Origin of the sequence: Lunatibacter salilacus, assembly GCF_009797935.1 — a bacterium.
Lineage (GTDB): Bacteria > Bacteroidota > Bacteroidia > Cytophagales > Cyclobacteriaceae > Lunatibacter > Lunatibacter salilacus.
Map to the genome: position 1 here is coordinate 211,256 of NZ_VOLC01000003.1, position 18,651 is coordinate 229,906.

General features: G+C 42.0%; 17 protein-coding genes. 3 read left to right on the forward strand and 14 right to left on the reverse strand.

The features are described from left to right. Positions 1 to 13 precede the first annotated feature (13 nt). Positions 14 to 1,258 carry an ABC transporter permease gene (locus FQ608_RS05865; protein ID WP_158856887.1) on the forward strand — a complete coding sequence of 415 codons (1,245 nt, stop codon included), beginning with the start codon at positions 14 to 16 and terminating at the stop codon, positions 1,256 to 1,258. Continuing rightward, positions 1,251 to 2,960, forward strand: a complete 1,710-nt coding sequence (locus tag FQ608_RS05870) for a GMC oxidoreductase (protein WP_158856888.1) — start codon at positions 1,251 to 1,253, stop codon at positions 2,958 to 2,960. Before FQ608_RS05865 ends, FQ608_RS05870 begins: the two co-directional genes overlap by 8 nt. A gap of 153 nt (positions 2,961 to 3,113) precedes the next feature. Here FQ608_RS05870 and FQ608_RS05875 read toward each other — a convergent pair whose 3' ends face one another. The 8 genes from FQ608_RS05875 to hisG all read right to left on the reverse strand — a co-directional run bounded on the left by FQ608_RS05875 (position 3,114) and on the right by hisG (position 11,162). Continuing rightward, on the reverse strand, positions 3,114 to 3,497 hold the full coding sequence (locus FQ608_RS05875; protein ID WP_158856889.1) for a PRC-barrel domain-containing protein: 384 nt from the start codon (positions 3,495 to 3,497) through the stop codon (positions 3,114 to 3,116). 654 nt (positions 3,498 to 4,151) lie between these two features. Beyond that, positions 4,152 to 4,661, reverse strand: a complete 510-nt coding sequence (locus tag FQ608_RS05880; protein ID WP_158856890.1) for a pyridoxamine 5'-phosphate oxidase family protein — start codon at positions 4,659 to 4,661, stop codon at positions 4,152 to 4,154. A 5-nt stretch (positions 4,662 to 4,666) separates the two neighbouring features. Beyond that, a complete protein-coding gene (locus tag FQ608_RS05885; protein ID WP_158856891.1) occupies positions 4,667 to 5,335 on the reverse strand; it encodes a DUF4142 domain-containing protein in 669 nt (222 codons plus the stop codon). Positions 5,336 to 5,740: 405 nt separating this feature from the next. After that, entirely contained in the window at positions 5,741 to 6,529 is a 789-nt protein-coding gene (locus tag FQ608_RS05890; RefSeq protein WP_158856892.1) for a tetratricopeptide repeat protein, read from the reverse strand. A gap of 264 nt (positions 6,530 to 6,793) precedes the next feature. Further along, entirely contained in the window at positions 6,794 to 7,891 is a 1,098-nt protein-coding gene (gene hisB / locus FQ608_RS05895) for a bifunctional histidinol-phosphatase/imidazoleglycerol-phosphate dehydratase HisB (RefSeq protein WP_158856893.1), read from the reverse strand. Between the two features lie 32 nt (positions 7,892 to 7,923). Continuing rightward, positions 7,924 to 8,976: a histidinol-phosphate transaminase gene (hisC, locus tag FQ608_RS05900; protein ID WP_158856894.1), complete on the reverse strand. Its 1,053-nt coding sequence runs from the start codon at positions 8,974 to 8,976 to the stop codon at positions 7,924 to 7,926. Further along, positions 8,966 to 10,267: a histidinol dehydrogenase gene (gene hisD, locus FQ608_RS05905; RefSeq protein WP_158856895.1), complete on the reverse strand. Its 1,302-nt coding sequence runs from the start codon at positions 10,265 to 10,267 to the stop codon at positions 8,966 to 8,968. Before hisD ends, hisC begins: the two co-directional genes overlap by 11 nt. A gap of 34 nt (positions 10,268 to 10,301) precedes the next feature. Beyond that, positions 10,302 to 11,162, reverse strand: coding sequence for an ATP phosphoribosyltransferase (gene hisG / locus FQ608_RS05910; RefSeq protein ID WP_158856896.1), 861 nt, complete (start codon positions 11,160 to 11,162; stop codon positions 10,302 to 10,304). Between the two features lie 35 nt (positions 11,163 to 11,197). On the opposite strand from hisG, the gene FQ608_RS27745 reads away from it, so the two are divergent. Further along, entirely contained in the window at positions 11,198 to 11,320 is a 123-nt protein-coding gene (locus FQ608_RS27745; protein WP_262885474.1) for a hypothetical protein, read from the forward strand. Between the two features lie 182 nt (positions 11,321 to 11,502). On the opposite strand, the gene FQ608_RS05915 is transcribed toward FQ608_RS27745, so the two are convergent. The 6 genes from FQ608_RS05915 to argS all read right to left on the reverse strand — a co-directional run bounded on the left by FQ608_RS05915 (position 11,503) and on the right by argS (position 18,643). Further along, entirely contained in the window at positions 11,503 to 13,545 is a 2,043-nt protein-coding gene (locus FQ608_RS05915; protein WP_158856897.1) for an LruC domain-containing protein, read from the reverse strand. Positions 13,546 to 13,733: 188 nt separating this feature from the next. Then, positions 13,734 to 14,090, reverse strand: coding sequence for a translation initiation factor (locus FQ608_RS05920; RefSeq protein WP_158856898.1), 357 nt, complete (start codon positions 14,088 to 14,090; stop codon positions 13,734 to 13,736). 9 nt (positions 14,091 to 14,099) lie between these two features. Next, positions 14,100 to 14,948, reverse strand: coding sequence for a universal stress protein (locus FQ608_RS05925; protein ID WP_158856899.1), 849 nt, complete (start codon positions 14,946 to 14,948; stop codon positions 14,100 to 14,102). A 79-nt stretch (positions 14,949 to 15,027) separates the two neighbouring features. Beyond that, on the reverse strand, positions 15,028 to 15,939 hold the full coding sequence (locus FQ608_RS05930) for a 1,4-dihydroxy-2-naphthoate polyprenyltransferase (protein ID WP_234364099.1): 912 nt from the start codon (positions 15,937 to 15,939) through the stop codon (positions 15,028 to 15,030). 106 nt (positions 15,940 to 16,045) lie between these two features. After that, positions 16,046 to 16,648: a glutathione peroxidase gene (locus FQ608_RS05935; RefSeq protein WP_199856320.1), complete on the reverse strand. Its 603-nt coding sequence runs from the start codon at positions 16,646 to 16,648 to the stop codon at positions 16,046 to 16,048. Between the two features lie 204 nt (positions 16,649 to 16,852). Then, positions 16,853 to 18,643, reverse strand: a complete 1,791-nt coding sequence (gene argS / locus FQ608_RS05940; protein ID WP_158856901.1) for an arginine--tRNA ligase — start codon at positions 18,641 to 18,643, stop codon at positions 16,853 to 16,855. Positions 18,644 to 18,651 lie beyond the last annotated feature (8 nt).

Here is an 18,651-nt window from a genome sequence, read left to right on the forward strand (position 1 = left end):
AAATGAACAATCCATGAATCTGTTCGAAAATATAAAAGAAGCGTTTCGCTCCGTAAAATCCAACCTGTTAAGGACGATTCTTACGGGTCTGATCATCGCTGTGGGAATAACTTCCTTGGTGGGGATGCTTACTGCCATAGATGCCATGAAGTCTCAGATTGAAGAAAGTCTTTCGGGATTTGGCGCCAATAACTTTGATATTAGAGGTAGGGGAATGACGGGAGGAAGAGCTTCTACTGCTGGAGTGGTAGAGAAAAACTATCCCATTATCAGTTACCGCGAGGCTACTTCTTTCAAAGACAATTACAATAATAGAGGGGTGTCTACCATCACAACTTTTATCAGCGGATCTGCCGAAGTAAAAAGGAAATCAAATAAAACAAACCCCAACAGCCGCATCATCGGAGGTGATGAGAATTATTTTTTGATAAAAGGCGTGGGGATAGAAACAGGCAGGAATTTCAGCAACGTTGAAATTCAATATGGAAACAACGTATGTATCATTGGAACAGAAATCAAAGAGACGCTTTTTACTGAAGGGGAAGATCCATTAAATGATTACATATCTTTTTTTGGAAGACGCTACACGATAATTGGAGTGATGGAAAAACAAGGTGGAGTAGGTGGGGATTCGGGCGCGGATAGGGCCATTGTGATTCCTTTGTTCAACGGCAAAAACCTGGACACCCGGGGCACCTTCCGGTACACTATCACCGTGAGCTCTTCTGATCCATTGAAGATGGAATATGAAATGGGGCAAGCCACAGGCATCATGCGCAGTGTTCGTGGAGATCGGGTAGGATTAGATGATTCCTTTGAAGTAGTTAAGTCCCAGACATTAGGCGATCGGCTGGAAGAGATTGCCGGATTCTTACGGATAGGCGGGTTCGGAATTGGTTTCATCACCCTGTTGGGTGCTGCTATTGGTTTGATGAATATAATGCTGGTGTCTGTAACCGAACGTACACGTGAAATCGGCATCAGAAAGGCGTTGGGAGCTACCCCGTTGAGAATCCGGCAGCAGTTTCTGATAGAGGCCATTGTAATCTGTATTTTAGGGGGGATTTTGGGAGTAATAATGGGTATTGGAATTGGGAATCTGGTGGGAAATTTAGTAGGACCGGGAGGATTTTTGGTTCCATGGATTTGGATTATTGTTGCATTTGTGATCTGCGTGTTGGTAGGTCTCTTGTCCGGATATATTCCAGCCTATAAAGCTTCCAAACTAGACCCGATAGAGTCTTTGAGATATGAATAATAAAAAACAAACAGCTGATCATACCTTCGATGCAATAGTCATCGGTTCGGGAATAAGTGGCGGATGGGCGGCCAAGGAATTATGTGAAAAGGGATTGAAGACATTGGTGCTTGAGCGGGGGAGAGATGTTAAGCATCTCGAAGATTACCCTACCATGCATACCCCTCCCTGGGAATTCCCACTGAGGGGTCAGCTTCCATTGTCCGTGAAAGAAGAGAACCCCATTGTATCCAGGTGTTATGCGTTTAAGGATGATGCAGACCATTTTTTTGTCAAGGACAAGGAGCACCCTTACATTCAGGAGAAGCCCTTTGACTGGATTAGGGGATATCAGGTAGGGGGGAAATCCCTACTCTGGGCTAGGCAAGTGCAACGCTGGAGTAAATATGATTTTGAGGGTCCGGGTAGGGATGGGTTTGCCGTGGATTGGCCAATACGCTATGAGGATGTGGCCCCTTGGTACAGCTACGTGGAGCGCTTTATTGGGGTCAGTGGAAATAAAGACGGACTGGATACCCTTCCCGATGGGGAATTTCTTAAGCCATGGGAAATGAACAAGGTAGAAAGGGATATTCAGGAGCGAATCCTTGCCGCCTATCCGGAACGGAAATTTGTAATCGGCAGATGCGCCCACCTTACTGAGCCTGCTGCCCATCATTTAGAGCAAGGTAGGGGAAAATGCATGGCCCGAAGCCTTTGCCAACGTGGCTGTCCTTTTGGAGCTTATTTCAGTTCCAATGCTTCCACGCTTCCGGCCGCAGCAGTTACAGGGAATTTGACTCTCAGGTCCAATTCAGTAGTTCATTCCTTGATCCATGACGATGCTCTGGGGAAGGTAACAGGGGTGCGGGTCATCGACTCCGAGACCATGGAAACCACAGAATTTTATGCCAAGGTAATCTTTGTCAATGCCTCTGCCTTAAATTCGAACTTGATTTTGTTGAATTCCATTTCAGACAGATTTCCCAATGGATTAGGGAATGACAACGGGTTACTTGGAAAATTCATTGCGTTCCACAATTACCGAGGCTCTATCTCCGCAAGTGTAGACCGTCACTTGGATTCCTATTACCTCGGACGTAGGCCTACTGCAGTGATGTTACCCAATTTCCGGAATGTCAAGCGGCAGGAAATGGATTTTCTGCGTGGTTATATGTCTTTTTACTCCGCAGGAAGAAAGGGCTGGGGCAGTGCGAGAAATGAAGAATTTGGGCCAGGATTTAAAGAGGCCAATTCTAACTTGGGCGACTGGAGTGTTTACATGATGATGCAAGGGGAGACAATCCCTAAAGAAGAATCGCAGGTCTATCTGGACCCTGAACAAACGGACAAATGGGGAATGCCGTTGCTTCGAGTAGATGTAGGATATGACGAGAATGACGACAAATCCCTCAATGATTTTCTAGAGCAGGGTGTAGCCATGCTGGAAAAAGCAGGATGTCACGGGATAACCACCAGAGACAGCAAACAGGCTCCCGGATTAGATATTCACGAGATGGGTGGGGTTCGAATGGGGAGAGATCCAGCCACCTCTATGCTAAATTCCTTTAATCAAATGCACCTTTGTAAGAATGTATTTGTCACTGATGGTGCATGTATGACATCTACCGGGACCCAAAACCCGTCCATTACTTATATGGCGCTCACCGCAAGAGCGGTGAATTACGCCGTGGAAGAGCTTAAGAAGGGGACTATTAAGTAGTCAACTGATATTGACGTTAACTTGATGTAGGTCTAAAAATTGAGAGAATAGAACAGTCAATATCTGCTTGAAAAATAACTAATGTAAACAGAAAAGGCAGCCCTTGGGGCTGCCTTTTCTGTTTTTAGGCCTCTTATTGACCCCTTTTTAATATTAAAACCGCTGATTTCGCAAGGGTACATCATAGTACTTAAACGCAGCACTGATTATTTCGGATTGTGGGGTCATTGGCCAATCGTCCTTGTCGAACCCTGGAGAATTTTCAAGTTTTTCCTTGTCCACATCCAAAGTAATTACTTCCTCACCTGACCGACTAGCCCGGATAAATGACATTGCCTCCCAAGGAATGGCAAAATACTTACTTTCTAAATTTAAAAAACCGGTGTTTACTGACAAGACCGCATACGCAATCTCCCCGGTATCCGTATATAGCATTACATCCTTGATGGTGCCGATTTCTTCATCCCTAAGGTTCTTTACACTTGTGCCCTTAATACTTGAGGCTGATAATAAGGTGGTTGCATTTGGATTTTCCATGACTAATATTTGGTTTAGTTTGAATAATTATTTTTTAATTTAGTACAATTAAAATACCAATTACTTCTAATCACATCAACCCCATTTGATTGTAAAGAATTATATTTCCCTTTTACGAATACAGTAAAATCTATTCGTACCTTATTAACGGTAATTAATTATTTTTTTTGAGTCGTTTATTTAAAAATATTCTTAATCTCTTGAGGGGAACTACGTAATTTCAAGATGGTTTCGGTCTTTTGATGAGAAGATAATTTTGAAAAAATATCTAGGTAAAAATTGTTATTATATTAATAAATGGTTAAAAATATAATTAAAATAATATTTTAATTTAAATTATAAGCTGTTTGTTCTAAAAATTAAAACTGTTTGAAGCTTTTCTTGCTGTGAAAATAGATCCACTAAATGGGAAATTGTTTTCGCTTTAAAAAAATGCCAAACATAGAATCCCTTTTCCTTATCAATGAGTTAGTTCGTCATCCGGGAAAATTTGACCGTTCTAGTTTAGTTTATCGGATGCAGCTTGATCCTTTCTTCCTGCTTTCGAAAAAAACATAAAACAAGGGCACCCTTTTAAGGAAGTGCCCTTGTTTATTTTCACGAGTGAAGGTGGATCATTCATGATCCGAAAATTTATAATTTCTCCCCAACGGATCAAATGGAGATAGTTCCTTCATTCCCTTTGATCAGGTTTTTTCCTGTAGCCGCCGAGGCTACCATCCTGAAGAAGTTGACCATCTTAGATCCTTTGGTATCCCAATAGTATCCTGATGTCGGCTTTACCTTGATAATAGATATGCTAGGGTCATCTTTTCCCTCCGGAAACCATGCTTTAACAGCCGGACTCCAAAGCTCCTCAATTTTTGTCCTGTCGAATACTAATTCGGCCTCTCCATTTACGACCAGATAGCTGTCTAATCCGGGATGGGAATAGAATAATCGAACTTGATTGTCCTGTTCTATTTCCTGGTTTTTGATACTGCCTACTTCGCTGAAAAACCAGATGTTACCCTCTTCACAGACTTTCTGAGTACTCATCGGACGACAGGTTTCCCCATCATCATTTTTCAGATCGGTACAAAACAAGCAGATATCAATCTCTTCAACAAGCTGCTTTAGTTTATTAATTGCCTCCCTATTGCTGAGGTTTTCTATGCCGCTCATGATTTTTATTTAGAGGTGTCTTTCTTCTTATCTTTCAACTCATCTTTGTTTTCATCTTTCACTTTAGATGAGTCTTTGCTTTCTTCACATTTTTCTACACACTTCTCAGCTTCTTCCAGATGACTTTTTAAAACTGTAAGTCGCTCAGAAGCGAAAGCTTTAATTTCAGCATCCTCAGAACTTTCTGAAATTTTCTCGAACTTATCGATAGCTTCCTTTTGCTTCTTAACCATTAGTTGGCTATAAGCCATCCCAAACTCATCACCTTCCAAGTTCTCAAGGTTTTGATAATCTTCATCCGGTTGGCTAGGCGTAGAACTAGGCGAATTTAAAGAAATATTCCTAGCGGTTGCCAATTCGGAAAGCTCAGCCATGGATCGCATATGATCTTCCTGCATCGTTCTTCCCAAGTTCTTTACATGCGTGGAATTGCCTTTTTCCTGAGCCAACTGTCCAAGAGCAATTTCCCGGATATTCATCTCAGCCACTTCAGTCACAAACTTTTCATCATCTTCATTATTCATGGAAACGATCACAAGCTCATTAAAAAGTGAATTGAACGATGTTCCATAAACATTAGAAGCTACACTTTCTGAGATAGAAGTTGTAAAAAGTAGGGATCCGGCGATGCAAGCACTATAAATCAATTTGGAATTGAAAGTTGAATTTTTCATAGTTTGGTTTAGTTTATAATGGTAGTTATTTATCATTATATATCAATTTCGATACCAAAAATAACGTTGACTTGGTAATTCAAGGTGTGTTTCGTAATGAAAAAAACCTGTTTATCATTTACCACCGTTAACGAGTATTATAAGTAGATTTATACTCAAGTGGTAAAAAGTGGTGATGAAGTGAAGTCTTAAATTAAAAAAACTATAAAAAATGAAGAATGTGGATCAAATACACAAATCGGGAATTATCTTTCGCACTCTGTTGAACGGGTTCCATTCAATCAGTTTTCCAAATACGGTAAAAAGTTAGGATTAATGAGAGAGTCTTTGCAACCTTTACCCAGTTTATTCTCATTATGATAGGTGATTTCTACGCCATTTAAAATCAATCTTCTTAAAGCGAATTTATTTGCCAAATTGTTGGACAATTGACATTGCCAACTGGTTGCCATTATCGGCTGCTTTTTTGATATCCTGCATCCCCCGGGAGGGCTGCTCTTCCAAAAAGCAAATACCCCTTCTGGCCATGGCTTCATAATGATTTGGTTCTTTTTCAAGTACAGCGTCAAAATCCTCTATGGCCCAATCGTTGTATCCTAACTTCATCAATGCAAATCCCCGGTTGTAGTGGGCGGCGATATTATCTGTCTCCCGACTCAAATACGCATTCATTGCCGTTACGACCCCTAAACCATCTCCCTGATATCCCCGGGCAATACCCAAATAAAAATAGGGAGTAGGTTCGTCGGGCTGTTTATCTATCGCAAGCTGTATAAACTCCTCAGCACTTTGAAAGCGCTGGTTTTTGATCATGGTTCTGCCGAGTAACAATAAGATGTCGTAATCATTTGGGTCGTGCATCGCTGCTTTTAACAAATGTTTTTCAGCATCCGCCAGCTTATTCATCTTCCAGGCGATTTTCCCCAAACCAGCCCAAGCCTGGGCATAAGTAGGTTCCAAGCTAACAATTCGATTGTAATCTGCAATTGCTTTTTCATATTCTTCCAATTCCTCAAAAGCCCTAGCCCGTAGATGCAATGATTTAAGGTCTGTAATGCTTACAAAAAGCACACGGTTAAATTCAGAAATCGCCTTTTCATACTCCTGGTTGTGGAAATAGGATTCGCCTTTTTGAAATTGGCCAATACAACCACCTAAACAAAATAGCAACAGAACAAAAGAAATTTTGAGCATACTTAATACTAATTGATTAGTTCAAATATATATGAAAGTAATGGTAATGAAAAGGTTAGCAGGAATTATTTTTTAACTTTTATTCCAGCTTTCAAAATAGTCTGGAAATATCCTTCTTCAAAGAACGGAGATAAAGGTCCTCTGGTTCTGAAAATTCCGTGATTTGACCTGATACTTTTTATAAAAAATGAAAAGATAAAACTTGTTTTCCTAAAAATAGACAAAAACCGCCGAAACTAGGCTTGTCTCGGCGGTGAACTATAGCTATAAAACTCCCTTTGTACTGGGCAACTGATTGAGTGCGTTAATGTCCCGCTTCACGCCCATTTTGATTGCCTTTGCCAGTGCCTTAAAGATAGCCTCTATCTTATGATGTTCGTTTTTCCCTTCTGCTTTGATGTTAAGGTTACACTTGGCTGTATCGCTGAAGGACTTGAAGAAATGGTAAAACATTTCCGTGGGCAAATCCCCAATCTTTTCGCGCTTAAATTCAGCATCCCAAACAAGCCAGGGACGGCCTCCAAAGTCAATCCCTACCTGTGCCAAGGAGTCGTCCATAGGTAAAAGAAACCCATAGCGTCCAATTCCTTTTTTATCACCCAAGGCTTTTAAATAGGCTTCACCAAGTGCAAGTGCAGTGTCTTCAATTGTGTGGTGCTCGTCTATATGTAAATCTCCCTGAACCTGTATTGTCAGGTCTGTGGATCCATGTCTTGCAAGCTGATCCAGCATGTGGTCAAAGAAGGAAAGGCCGGTGGAAATATCACTTTTCCCGCTCCCGTCTAGGTTAACCTCAATGTTGATCTTGGTTTCAGAAGTGTTTCTGGAGATGCTAGCTTTTCTGGGTGGCATCTTCAGAAATTCGTAAATGCTGTCCCAATCCATGGTTACCAATGCGGCATCATGGAGAAAATCTGTCCCAATATAAATGGCTTTGGCACCGAGATTTGCGGCAAGTTGAACATCTGTTTTCCGGTCTCCGATCACGTAGGAGTTGGCCAAATCATAGGTGCCATCCATGTATTTTGAAAGCAACCCTGTCCGTGGCTTACGGGTTGGGGCATTATCATGCTCAAAAGTCTTGTCAATATGGATTTCAGTAAAGAATATATTTTCCTGTTCGAGGGTTTTCAGCATTTTATATTGGGCTGGCCAGAAGGTTGATTCTGGAAATGAATCGGTTCCCAACCCGTCCTGGTTTGTAACCATTACTAATTCGTAATCAGTTTCTTCTGAAATTTTTCGCAGGTTGGAAATAGCTTTCGGCAAAAACTCCAGTTTTTCCAGGCTATCTACCTGAAAGTCTGTCGGGGGCTCTTTGATTATGGTGCCATCCCTGTCGATAAACAATACCTTCTTCATTGTCTTTGATGTTTAAAAGGCCTCCGTATTTGTTATTCAGCCGATTTTTTGAGTGCTTTCAATAAGTTTTCATTCTCCTCCCGCGTACCTACCGTGATTCGTAGGCATTCATCGCAAAGAAGTACCTTAGACCGATCCCTCACGATTATTTTTTCATCAACCAAGTTGTCGTAGGTCTTTTTCGCCTCCTTTACTTTGATTAATAGAAAATTGGCATCTGAAGGATAAATTTTTTCTACCAATGAAACCTCCGCCAACTCTTTTTCCAAATAACTGCGCTCCCGTAAAATATCCTTGGTCATCACCCGCATCTGGGACAAATCTCCAAGAGCCTCCAATACCTTTTGTTGGGTAAGGCCGCTGATGTTGTAGGGAGGTTTGATTTTGTTGAGAATCCGGATAATTTCCGGAGAGGCGAATGCCATACCTAATCTTAGGGAGGCAAGTCCCCAAGCTTTGGAAAAGGTTTGGATGACCAAAAGATTAGGATGATTTGGAAGTTCAATAGTAAAGCTGAGTTCCCCGCTGAAATCGATATACGCTTCATCTACCACCACAATTCCCGGAAAATTGTTGATCAGGAAGAGCATATCTTCTCTTCTCATATTATTACCGCTCGGGTTATTCGGTGAGCAAATAAACAATAACTTACACGTGGTGGTTATGGCCTTCAATATCGCCCTGGTATCTAACTGGAAATCAGGAGTGAGAGGCACTTTAACCGTTTCTACATCATTTATTCCCGCACTAACCTCATACATCCCGTAGGTAGGGGGGAGGAGAATGGCTTGATCTACTCCTGGTCTACAAAAAGCCCTGAATAATAAATCAATGGCTTCATCACTTCCGTTGCCCAAAAATAACTGATCTGTAGAAACACCCTTTATTTCAGAAATCCGCTCTTTAAGCGCTTGCTGATAGGGATCTGGATAGCGGTTAAAATTTTCCGCAGTAATGGATCCGAATGGATTTTCATTCGCGTCAAGGAATATACCTTCCTTGCCCGTGTATTCATCTCTAGCAGATGAGTAAGGTTTTAATGCCAATATGTGTGGACGAAGTAAGGTATTAAGGTCAATTTTCATTTTGAGCATCGAGGTAAGCAAGACGTATGGTCACGGCATTTCTGTGGGCCTCAAGCAATTCATGAGATGCCATGGTCTCCACTACTGGGCCAAGCTTTCGGAGTCCTTTTGGAGTAATTTGCTGATAGGTAATTTTCTTTACGAAACTGTCCAGGGAAACACCGCTGTGATTTTTCGCATACCCGTTGGTAGGAAGGGTATGGTTGGTTCCAGAGGCATAGTCCCCGGCGGACTCAGGCGTGAAATTTCCTATAAATACCGAACCTGCGTTAACAATTTGAGAAACGATCTCCTCATAGTTTTCGACGGAAACAATCAAATGCTCCGGTGCATATTCATTTATCAAGTCAATTGCTTTGTCCGGGTTATTGATTACAAAAGCCACACTGTTTTCCAGTGCTTTTTGGGCAATTTTGTACCGGGGGAGCTTTTCCAACTGCGAATCTACCTCTTTTAATATCTTTTTGGTAACCTTTTCGGAACTGGCGACTAACACCACTTGACTATCGATGCCGTGTTCTGCCTGGGACAAGAGGTCTGCAGCTACGAAGGCTGGTACGGCAGATTCATCGGCATAGACAAGCACTTCAGACGGTCCGGCAGGCATGTCAATGGCTACCATTCCTTTTTTTGTGGCAAGTTGTTTGGCGGCAGTCACATACTGATTGCCGGGGCCAAATATCTTATCTACCTGTGGGACTGACTGCGTTCCATAGGTCAGGGCCGCAATGGCTTGAGCACCACCTGCTTTGACTATGGTGGTAATTCCCACCAAGTCTGCGGCATAGAGAATGGCAGGATGGATTTTTCCTTCCTGATTTGGAGGAGAGCAAAGTACAATTTCTTTACATCCTGCAAGCTGTGCCGGAATACCCAACATAAGTACGGTTGAAAAAAGGGGTGCGGTGCCGCCTGGAATGTACAGTCCTACCTTTTGGACCGGTATACTTCTGCGCATGCAGATGACCCCTTCCATTACCTCCATCTCCAAATCGGGTGTTTGCTGCGCCCGGTGAAATTTCTCAATGTTGGACTTTGCCTGTAGGATTGCTTCTTTGAGCGTTTCCGGCACCTCCGCCACTGCTGCCAGGATTTCCTCCCGAGTTACCAGTAACTGATGAATTTCTACATGATCATACTCCAACGCAAATTTTCGCAGGGCTTTATCCCCCTGTCTTTTTACTTTTTGCATGATTGGTTTTACGATCTTTTCTATATCCTTCATTTTGCGTATGGGTCGCGCAAATTCTTTCTTCCAGGTACTTTTCGGGGGATTGACGAGTACTTTCATAATTAGGAGAGGGGAGTGTATATAAAAGCGAATTTTATAGTATCATTTTTTCAATGGGGACCACCAAGATGCCTTCCGCACCGGCAGCGCGTAATTCCTCAATATTTTCCCAAAACTGGTCTTCGCTAAGGACAGAATGTACAGAGGACCATCCATTTTGCGCCAGAGGTAAAATTGTTGGACTGCGCATTCCGGGGATAAGGGAAACGATTTTTTCCAGCGAGTCATTTGGAGCATTGAGCAATACATATTTACTGCTTTTGCCCTTTTGGACAGCATTCATACGGAAAAGCAGCTTATCAACAATGGCCTTTTTTGCCACACTCATGTTAGGATGGCTGATCAATGCCGCTTCCGAACGGAAAATTTCCTCTACTTCCTTCAGACCGTTCATCATCAGGGTTGATCCTGAACTAACGATATCACAGATGCCTTCTGCCAGGCCAATACTTGGGGCGATTTCTACAGATCCACTTATTTCATGGATTTCCGCCTGAATTTTATTTGCTTTCAGGTAGTCTCCCAAAATTTTGGGGTACGAGGTAGCAATGTTTTTGCCTTCGAAATATTCCAAACCCGGATACTCCTCACCTTTGGGTATGGCAAGCGACAGCCTACATTTTGAGAAGCCCAATTTTTTCAAAACCAGAACCTCCTTATTTTTTTCAACTAGCTCATTTTCTCCAACGATGCCCAAATCAGCAACGCCGTCAGCCACATACCCTGGTATGTCGTCATCTCTTAAAAACAGAAATTCTATAGGAAAGTTTGTGGATGTTGATTTGAGTTTGCCGGTGCCGTTATAAAATTTTATTCCACACTCTTTAATAAGACTAAGTGAGTCTTCACTTAACCTACCACTTTTCTGTACAGCAATACGTATGATATTTTCCATGAAATAAGATTATACGGGTAAGGAACTGGGATTGAATGAACGAGATTGAAGCTTGGAACCGTAGGGTTCATAAGGAGCGGTATATAGTTATTCCCCGATATAGGAATGATGGTGCACAGCATAAAGATGTGCGTATACCCGAACAAAAAATGAATTGACTGCAATATGTTGCTTTACTTGCTTCATAACTCAAACGCAAATTTAACGAGGTATTTCTAACATCCAAAGAAACGTAATGATTTTAACTCCATAACTACTTTCAAACAAAAAAGACCCCCGGCGAGTCCGGGGGTCTTTTAGGGGTAAAATATACTAGAAAGTAATTGCCAGTATTTTTATTTTATTTGATATAAAGCACTGATGAATTCCGATGGTCTTTGATATCCAGATACCAGTCTACATATTCCCTGCCCCCTGACCTTGCCCAGTCCGCAAATCTGGTATAAGCTTTGGTGAAATCTATCCGCTCTTGTGTATGTGGGATACTTACAGGGGTATGCAGAGCCCAGTTGAATCCCTTTTTACTGCTATAAAACCTTCTTTCTGTTGGATTTGAGTAATCGTCGTTTGCACCGAACAGGGAAACGTCGACAAGGTCGCTTGGTTGTCCATGTTTCAGGTGGACTTCTCTTCTCCGATCTTGATTGATGACAAGAAATGGGTTGTATGGTGCAGCACCCAAGTCAGCTTTTCGGATTGCATCCTTGAAGGTGATGGAAACGTGAAGGGTATCCTCCTGATTATGTGCGTTGTTCTTAGATACATTAGCCATGATTGGCAGCTTATAGTTTACATCATCTGTAATAATCACCGTAGTTAGCCGCTGGCCATCTTCAACTCCAGTTTCTTTCGTTTTTATGCTTCCGGTAGTAAGCCTGTTCCCTTTCACGCTCTCTACTAGTCCAGATGCCACCGGAAGTTGAATTCCAAATCCGTTTTTGAACCCGGCACCAGTAGCGCGAATCACTACGGTAAAGCTAACTTCTTTAATCCTGTTGTGGGCATCAGAAATTTCTTTTACTTGATAGTCCACCACAAGGTCATTCATATCATAGTCACCGAAGCTAGGCCACAAATCTTCAAACATCAATGAACCAAATGCGTACTGCCCTGGAGAGTAATTGGTAAATGCTCTGTCTGAATCATCAGGATATTCATCAAGCTCATCAGCAACGCCGTCTCCGTCCCTGTCTTTTTGGTTGGTGTCGATCTTGGCATATTCGGATAGATCTACGCTTGTGATTGGGTTCCAACTTGCAAAGAAGACTGCGTCATTGAAATCATGATCAGAGCCGCTTTCATCCCGTTTGATGTCTTCCCAGCCCATCAACAGAATCTTTTCGGTAGCATCGTACAAGAATACCATATGGTCACGAAGTTCTTGTCGCTTAATAAAGCTGTTTAACTTGCTGTCTGCATACAAGGTCCATTTTCCGCTAGTCAACGTTTTGCCCTTCCAACCGTCAGCTATTAAAAACCATCCAATGTAAGTGTTTTTTTCAAAAGCACCGTTTAGTGGTCCTTCAAGTTTTACTTTGTCACCAGAAGTCAAAACTCCGGCTTGGATGTTGGGGAAGATTATCGTTTTGTTCTTAATGTCAGCGGGTGTCAGTGGTTGCTCACCCTCTTTGTACCAATAGTATCCAATCGCATTTCTGTATCCGGCTCCAGTGTGTACATAGGTGATCCATACCTCCCCATCTTCGTTTAAAAAAAGTTCCCGGGCATATTTTTCGTTAAGAATATCAGGATTATGGGTTCTAATATCCGATCTTTCGGGCAAGCTTATATTGATGTTTTTTAGCAACTGGGCCGAGATGTTGTCAGGCTGTACAAGATAATTAGGCCTTCCTTGGCTATCCCAAGTACCGAGCTGAGCGATGTCAACACTTGAACCAGCCACCCGTGCATTTGGATCTGTTTCTTCAACTTTGAAATAACTTTCAGGCAAAATGCTCGGCTTGGAAGCATCGTATTTATAGGATGCATAGGTCCCGGAAATGGGCAGCACAGCAACAGGCTCTACCCCAATGTAAGGCGACGTAACCCAAATCTCTGTCAGAAAACTTGGGATGTCCAAATTGGTATTTGCTGATCCAGACTCGTCAAGCCTAAGAGTTTGCATCAGTTGGCCTCCTTCAAGCGGGTTTTTGTCATAAATTCGGTATGTAACAAATGGGATCGGACTTTTATCCCGGCCAACCGCAGAAAGATTTAAAGTCACCTTTTTTGTAGTGGCGAAGTTAAATCCATTAGGTAGATTAATACCCAAATACCCTTCTTTCAATTCTCCGATGGGGGTTTCTTCAATGGAATCTCGGATATCACAGGAGGAGATCAGCAAGAGAATTCCAAGTACAAATAATAGGCTGTTATTTTTCATGTTTTTTTGATCTAAAAATTTATTTTCCCGATTATGGAAGTAAAAGTAGTGGCAATATTTTTCTCTAAAATAATTAGTCGTTAGACCGTGCCAAAAACAGGTTAAAATGGGCGATTTGATCGGTGAGTAAATTTTGAAAAATGACTCTGAGAAATGTAATGTAAAAAGTGAAATGGGGGCAGGTTGCCCTAGCCCCCTATTTTTTTAGCTTTATACCCGGCATGGACCAGGTATTCCAGTATTTTCGTTCTAAAATCACCCTGAATCAAAATCTCCCCCTCTTTACTGTTTCCGCCCACACCACATTTGATCTTAAGTGTTTTGCCCAACTCCTTCAAATCCTCGTCTTTACCAACGAAGCCAGTAATCAAAGTTACCTGTTTCCCTCCGCGGGATTTTTTATCCAACTGAACCCGTAGATTTTGCTGGGAGGCAGGCAAAGTCTCTCCCTCCGTGTTTTTATCAGTATCAAAATTAAAATCGTCGGATGTTGAATAAACTAAACCGTTTCTTTTTTTCCAGTCGTTGTCTTTATTTCGCGCCATTGAATCAATTTAAGCTATTTTCATGGTCCAAACGGGCCTTTCCGCAGAATTAACCACGTCTTCCGCAATACTGCCGCTGAGCAAGTGCAAGAATCCAGTACGGCCATGGGTAGCCATGGCAATCATATCAGCATTGAACTCATTGGCATATTCGATGATTCCCTCTTCCTCTGAGCTACTGTTAAAAATATCAATCTTTATGTTTTCCAATTCATTTGCGGAAATGAAATCATTAATTTTTTTATTCGTTACCAAGGTGTTCTCAAACGAATTCGGTGTGTTTATCTTTACCAGACTAATCTTGGCATGTAATAAAGCCTGGAGGTCCTTCAGTTTGGAGATGATTTTCTTACTGTTTTCACTGAAATCACTGGCGAAAACAATATTTTTTATGCTATCGGCTGAAGTAGGCCTCTTGATGGTCAGGACCGGTGCTTTGGAGTGGCGTACTACTTTTTCAGTGTTTGATCCGATTAGCAGTTCTTCGAGTCCACTGGATCCTTTGGAGCCCATTACCACCAAGTCTGCTTTTATTTCTGTGATTTCGCTGGAAATCCCAGCATAAGGGTTTCCAAAAGAGATTTTGCTGCTAAATCTGTATGGCTTCACGGAATGGGCTTCCTCAAGCTCTGCCATCTGTTTTTTTCGCTTTTCAACCATATCCACGACGAATATTTTATCGATGTAGTTGTCGTTCATATTTATTTCACCCATCGTATTAAAATGTTGGGTGGTCGGAATTTCTACAACGTGGACAAGCTTGAGCTTGCAGGCAGCCTTGGATGCGAGTTCTTGGGCAAATTTGAAGGCGTATTCAGCTTCTTCGGAAAAATCGTAGGGGACGAGTATGCTTTTCATAAGTTTGGATATCAATTTTTTTTGCGCAGTTAAGCTACAAAAAACCTTCCAAAATCTATAATGATTGGAGGTATATTGTTTACAAAATTATGATACCTAACCCAAAGGCAAGTACCCAAAGTAAGGTTGCGATGGCCATTTTTTTCAGAAAAGGGTCAATTTGGGAAGGGGAAGCCTCCTGATTTATTCCCACACCAATATGAACCATTAATGGGACTGTAACCAAAAACAAAAAGCCTCCATAAGCTTCAGTGATTAGGCAAAAAATTGCCATGGATACGTTTCCCGCAAGAATTAGGGTCGAGTTGTAATTAATAGCTGCGCGAATTCCAATCCGCACCGGAATAGATTTTTTACCAGCCATTTTATCCGACTCAATATCCCTAATATTATTGATGTTTAATACGCAGGTGCTAAACAATCCAAGAGAAGTAGCTGGAAGCAGAATGAGCGGATCAAAGGTAAGACTATGTAGAAAATAGGTGCCCACCACCCCCGTTAAGCCAAAAAAAATGAATACGGAAAGATCCCCTAAACCAATGTATCCATAGGGGTTTTTCCCTGAGGTATAGGTAACTGCCGCTCCAATCGCAATTAGACCTATGACAAGGAATACAGAAAAAAGTACGAAATCGCTCAATGCAACATATAATAGTAACAGACCACTAACTAACGCCAGTATGCTAAATATTACAATAGCCCGCTTCATTTCCCCGGTAGAAATCACGCCAGATTGGACCGCACGTATAGGCCCCTTTCTTTCCGAACTGTCTGCACCGTGAATACTGTCTCCGTAATCATTAGCCAAGTTGGAGAGGACCTGAAGTAGGATAGTTGTAACAGAGGCCAAAATGAGTACTTCCCAACGGAAGTTTCCTGAACTAGCCGCTAGAAAGCTGGCCAAAAAAATACTGGAAAGAGCAAGGGGTAGCGTACGAAGCCGAAAAGCGTAGAACCAAGCCTGTCTTTTATCTTTAAGAGTGATTTCCAAAGTCATAGTTAATAATATGTTCCTAACACACAAACTCCCACGATGTCTGTATTAGGCATCGTGGGAGTTTGTATCTGTACTATATTTTATAAGTTGTTAAAATGTATCAGGCGTTAATGAGAGAAACAAGTTCATTATCCAAGGGCTTTACAGAAGAAGGGAAAAATTTCACCAATTCGCCTTCTTCATTAATTAGGTATTTGCAGAAGTTCCAAGAGGGCTCCGCATCATTCCATCCGTTCAGATCCTTGTCAGATAGCCATCTGTATAAAGGATGCTTGTCCACCCCCTTTACGGAAATTTTCTCAAACAACTGGAAGGTTACGCCATAATTGGCGGTGCAAAATTCTTTGATGTCCTCACTCGTTCCAGGCTCCTGTCCACCAAAATTGTTTGCCGGAAAAGCAAGAATGGTGAGTTTGTCCCCATATTTTTCGTTCAGTTCCTGAAGGTCGGCATATTGGGGCGTGTAGCCGCATTTGGAAGCTACATTTACCAGCAAGAGTTTTTTGCCTTTGTAGGTTGAGAAATCGACATCTTTGCCGTCGATATCTTTCATTTTGAATTCGTAAATTGATTTTTCCATGTAAGTTGATTCAGTAGCGTCAAAAGCGACAAGATTGCTTTCTTGAATAGAATAGTCACTTGATTCCGCAGGTTTTCCGCAGGCAACTGCGAAGGCGATTAGGAGAATTAATAATGTTTTCATCTGTTTATAATTTGATTTTTAACGGTCAGGTGGAATCTCGCAACGATAATCATCCCACTGTGTGACGTTTTCGTCATGCTCGATTTCATGTGTTTTATTATTTGTTTTTCAGGTGGCACATAGCCTGTCCCGACTTTCGGGAGAATCTCGCATGGCTTATATTCATCCTAGTGTATGACGTTATCGTCATGCTCGATTTCATAGTTACATTTTTTCGGGTACATGTATGCCTAATAACTTCATTCCGATCCTGATTGTTTTGGCTACTTGCTTGGACAACGCCACGCGGAAGGACTGAAGCTGACCTTTTGTTTCACTAAAAATAGGAAGTTCTGCGTAAAAACGGTTATACTCTTTGGATAAATCAAATAAATACTGCGCAATTACCGAAGGAGCGTATTCCTGAGCTGCTGTTGTCAGCTTTTTTTCGTAATCATGGAGAAGAATAATCAAATTTTTCTCTGTTTCTCCAATATACTCCAACCCCTCTAGGCTGTCAACCGTATAGTCCAAACCAATTTGATCAGCTTTACGCAAGATCGCAGAAATCCGGGCGTGAGTATATTGGATAAATGGGCCTGTATTTCCTTGAAATTCAATAGATTCCTCGGGATTAAACAGCATACGCTTTTTTGGGTCTACCTTTAACAAGAAATATTTTAAAGCGCCTAATCCCAAATCCTCATAAAGTGCCTCGGCCTCCTCTTGACTAAATCCGTCAATTTTCCCCAATTCCTGCGTATGTAAACGAGCGGTATCCACCATTTCCTGCATCAGGTCATCGGCGTCAACTACGGTGCCTTCACGGGACTTCATCCTGCCGGATGGTAGGTCTACCATGCCATAGGAAAGGTGATACAAACCGGCTCCATAAGGTCGACCCAGCTTGCGCATGATGTTGAACAAAACATCAAAGTGGTAATCCTGTTCGTTGCCTACAACATATACCGAGCGGGAGATCTGATAATCTCTGTATTTAAGGTCTGCTGTTCCCATATCTTGGGTGATATAGACGGAGGTTCCGTCGCCTCGTAGTACAAGTTTTTCATCCTGTCCCTCCTCACTGAGATCCACCCATACCGAGCCGTTCTCCTTTTTGAAAAACACTCCTTTTTCCAACCCTTCGGCCACAATGTCTTTTCCCAGCAAATAGGTGTCGGATTCATAATACATCTTGTCAAAATCCACGCCCATCTTGCGATAGGTTTGTTCGAAGCCTGCATACACCCAAGAATTCATGGTTTTCCAAAGTGATACGACTTCTGGATCTCCTTTTTCCCATAAGATCAGCATCTTCTGGGCTTCCAACATCCATGGTGCATTTTTCTTGGCTTCCTCATTGTCCATTCCAGCCAAAACCAATTCCTCCTGTTGCCTCTTGTATTCCCTGTCAAACAAGACGTAGTACTTTCCTGCTAGGTGATCTCCTTTTAATCCGGAACTTTCTGGAGTCTCCCCGTTAGCGAGATGTTGGTATGCTACCATGGACTTACAAATATGTATGCCTCGGTCATTGACCAGGTTTGCCTTTATCACATCATAGCCGTTTGCTTTTAAGATTTCCGACACGGCATATCCTAGGAAGTTATTTCTTAAATGTCCCAGATGCAGGGGCTTGTTGGTGTTTGGAGAGCTATACTCTACCATTACCTTTTCTCCATTGGCTGGCAGGCGGCCAAAATCCTGCTGACGAAGTATATCGTTGAAAACCTGTATCCAATGGGATTCGGAGAGGGAAATATTCAGAAAACCTTTGATCACATTGAAGCCTGAAACAAAGGGTAACTCTTGTTGTAAAAAGGCGCCTAACTTTTTTCCGCTTTCCTCTGGGGATAGCCGGGTTACCTTAAGATATGGAAAAAGCACAAACGTGTAGTTCCCTTCAAATTCTTTTCGGGTAGGCTGAAGAGCCAGGTCATCAGGGCTTACTTCGTGGTTGAAAAGGGATTTGAATGCGTAAGAAATATGCTGAATTAATTCGTTTTCTATGTCCATCAGGTAAA

What these genes read in the sequence shown, in the direction of transcription:
- FQ608_RS05865 (WP_158856887.1), top strand. Translation starts at nt 14, where the DNA reads ATGAATCTGTTCGAAAATATAAAAGAAGCGTTTCGCTCCGTAAAATCC.
- FQ608_RS05870 (WP_158856888.1), top strand. Translation starts at nt 1,251, where the DNA reads ATGAATAATAAAAAACAAACAGCTGATCATACCTTCGATGCAATAGTC.
- FQ608_RS05875 (WP_158856889.1), bottom strand. Translation starts at nt 3,497, where the DNA reads ATGGAAAATCCAAATGCAACCACCTTATTATCAGCCTCAAGTATTAAG.
- FQ608_RS05880 (WP_158856890.1), bottom strand. Translation starts at nt 4,661, where the DNA reads ATGAGCGGCATAGAAAACCTCAGCAATAGGGAGGCAATTAATAAACTA.
- FQ608_RS05885 (WP_158856891.1), bottom strand. Translation starts at nt 5,335, where the DNA reads ATGAAAAATTCAACTTTCAATTCCAAATTGATTTATAGTGCTTGCATC.
- FQ608_RS05890 (WP_158856892.1), bottom strand. Translation starts at nt 6,529, where the DNA reads ATGCTCAAAATTTCTTTTGTTCTGTTGCTATTTTGTTTAGGTGGTTGT.
- hisB (WP_158856893.1), bottom strand. Translation starts at nt 7,891, where the DNA reads ATGAAGAAGGTATTGTTTATCGACAGGGATGGCACCATAATCAAAGAG.
- hisC (WP_158856894.1), bottom strand. Translation starts at nt 8,976, where the DNA reads ATGAAAATTGACCTTAATACCTTACTTCGTCCACACATATTGGCATTA.
- hisD (WP_158856895.1), bottom strand. Translation starts at nt 10,267, where the DNA reads ATGAAAGTACTCGTCAATCCCCCGAAAAGTACCTGGAAGAAAGAATTT.
- hisG (WP_158856896.1), bottom strand. Translation starts at nt 11,162, where the DNA reads ATGGAAAATATCATACGTATTGCTGTACAGAAAAGTGGTAGGTTAAGT.
- FQ608_RS27745 (WP_262885474.1), top strand. Translation starts at nt 11,198, where the DNA reads ATGAACGAGATTGAAGCTTGGAACCGTAGGGTTCATAAGGAGCGGTAT.
- FQ608_RS05915 (WP_158856897.1), bottom strand. Translation starts at nt 13,545, where the DNA reads ATGAAAAATAACAGCCTATTATTTGTACTTGGAATTCTCTTGCTGATC.
- FQ608_RS05920 (WP_158856898.1), bottom strand. Translation starts at nt 14,090, where the DNA reads ATGGCGCGAAATAAAGACAACGACTGGAAAAAAAGAAACGGTTTAGTT.
- FQ608_RS05925 (WP_158856899.1), bottom strand. Translation starts at nt 14,948, where the DNA reads ATGAAAAGCATACTCGTCCCCTACGATTTTTCCGAAGAAGCTGAATAC.
- FQ608_RS05935 (WP_199856320.1), bottom strand. Translation starts at nt 16,648, where the DNA reads ATGAAAACATTATTAATTCTCCTAATCGCCTTCGCAGTTGCCTGCGGA.
- argS (WP_158856901.1), bottom strand. Translation starts at nt 18,643, where the DNA reads ATGGACATAGAAAACGAATTAATTCAGCATATTTCTTACGCATTCAAA.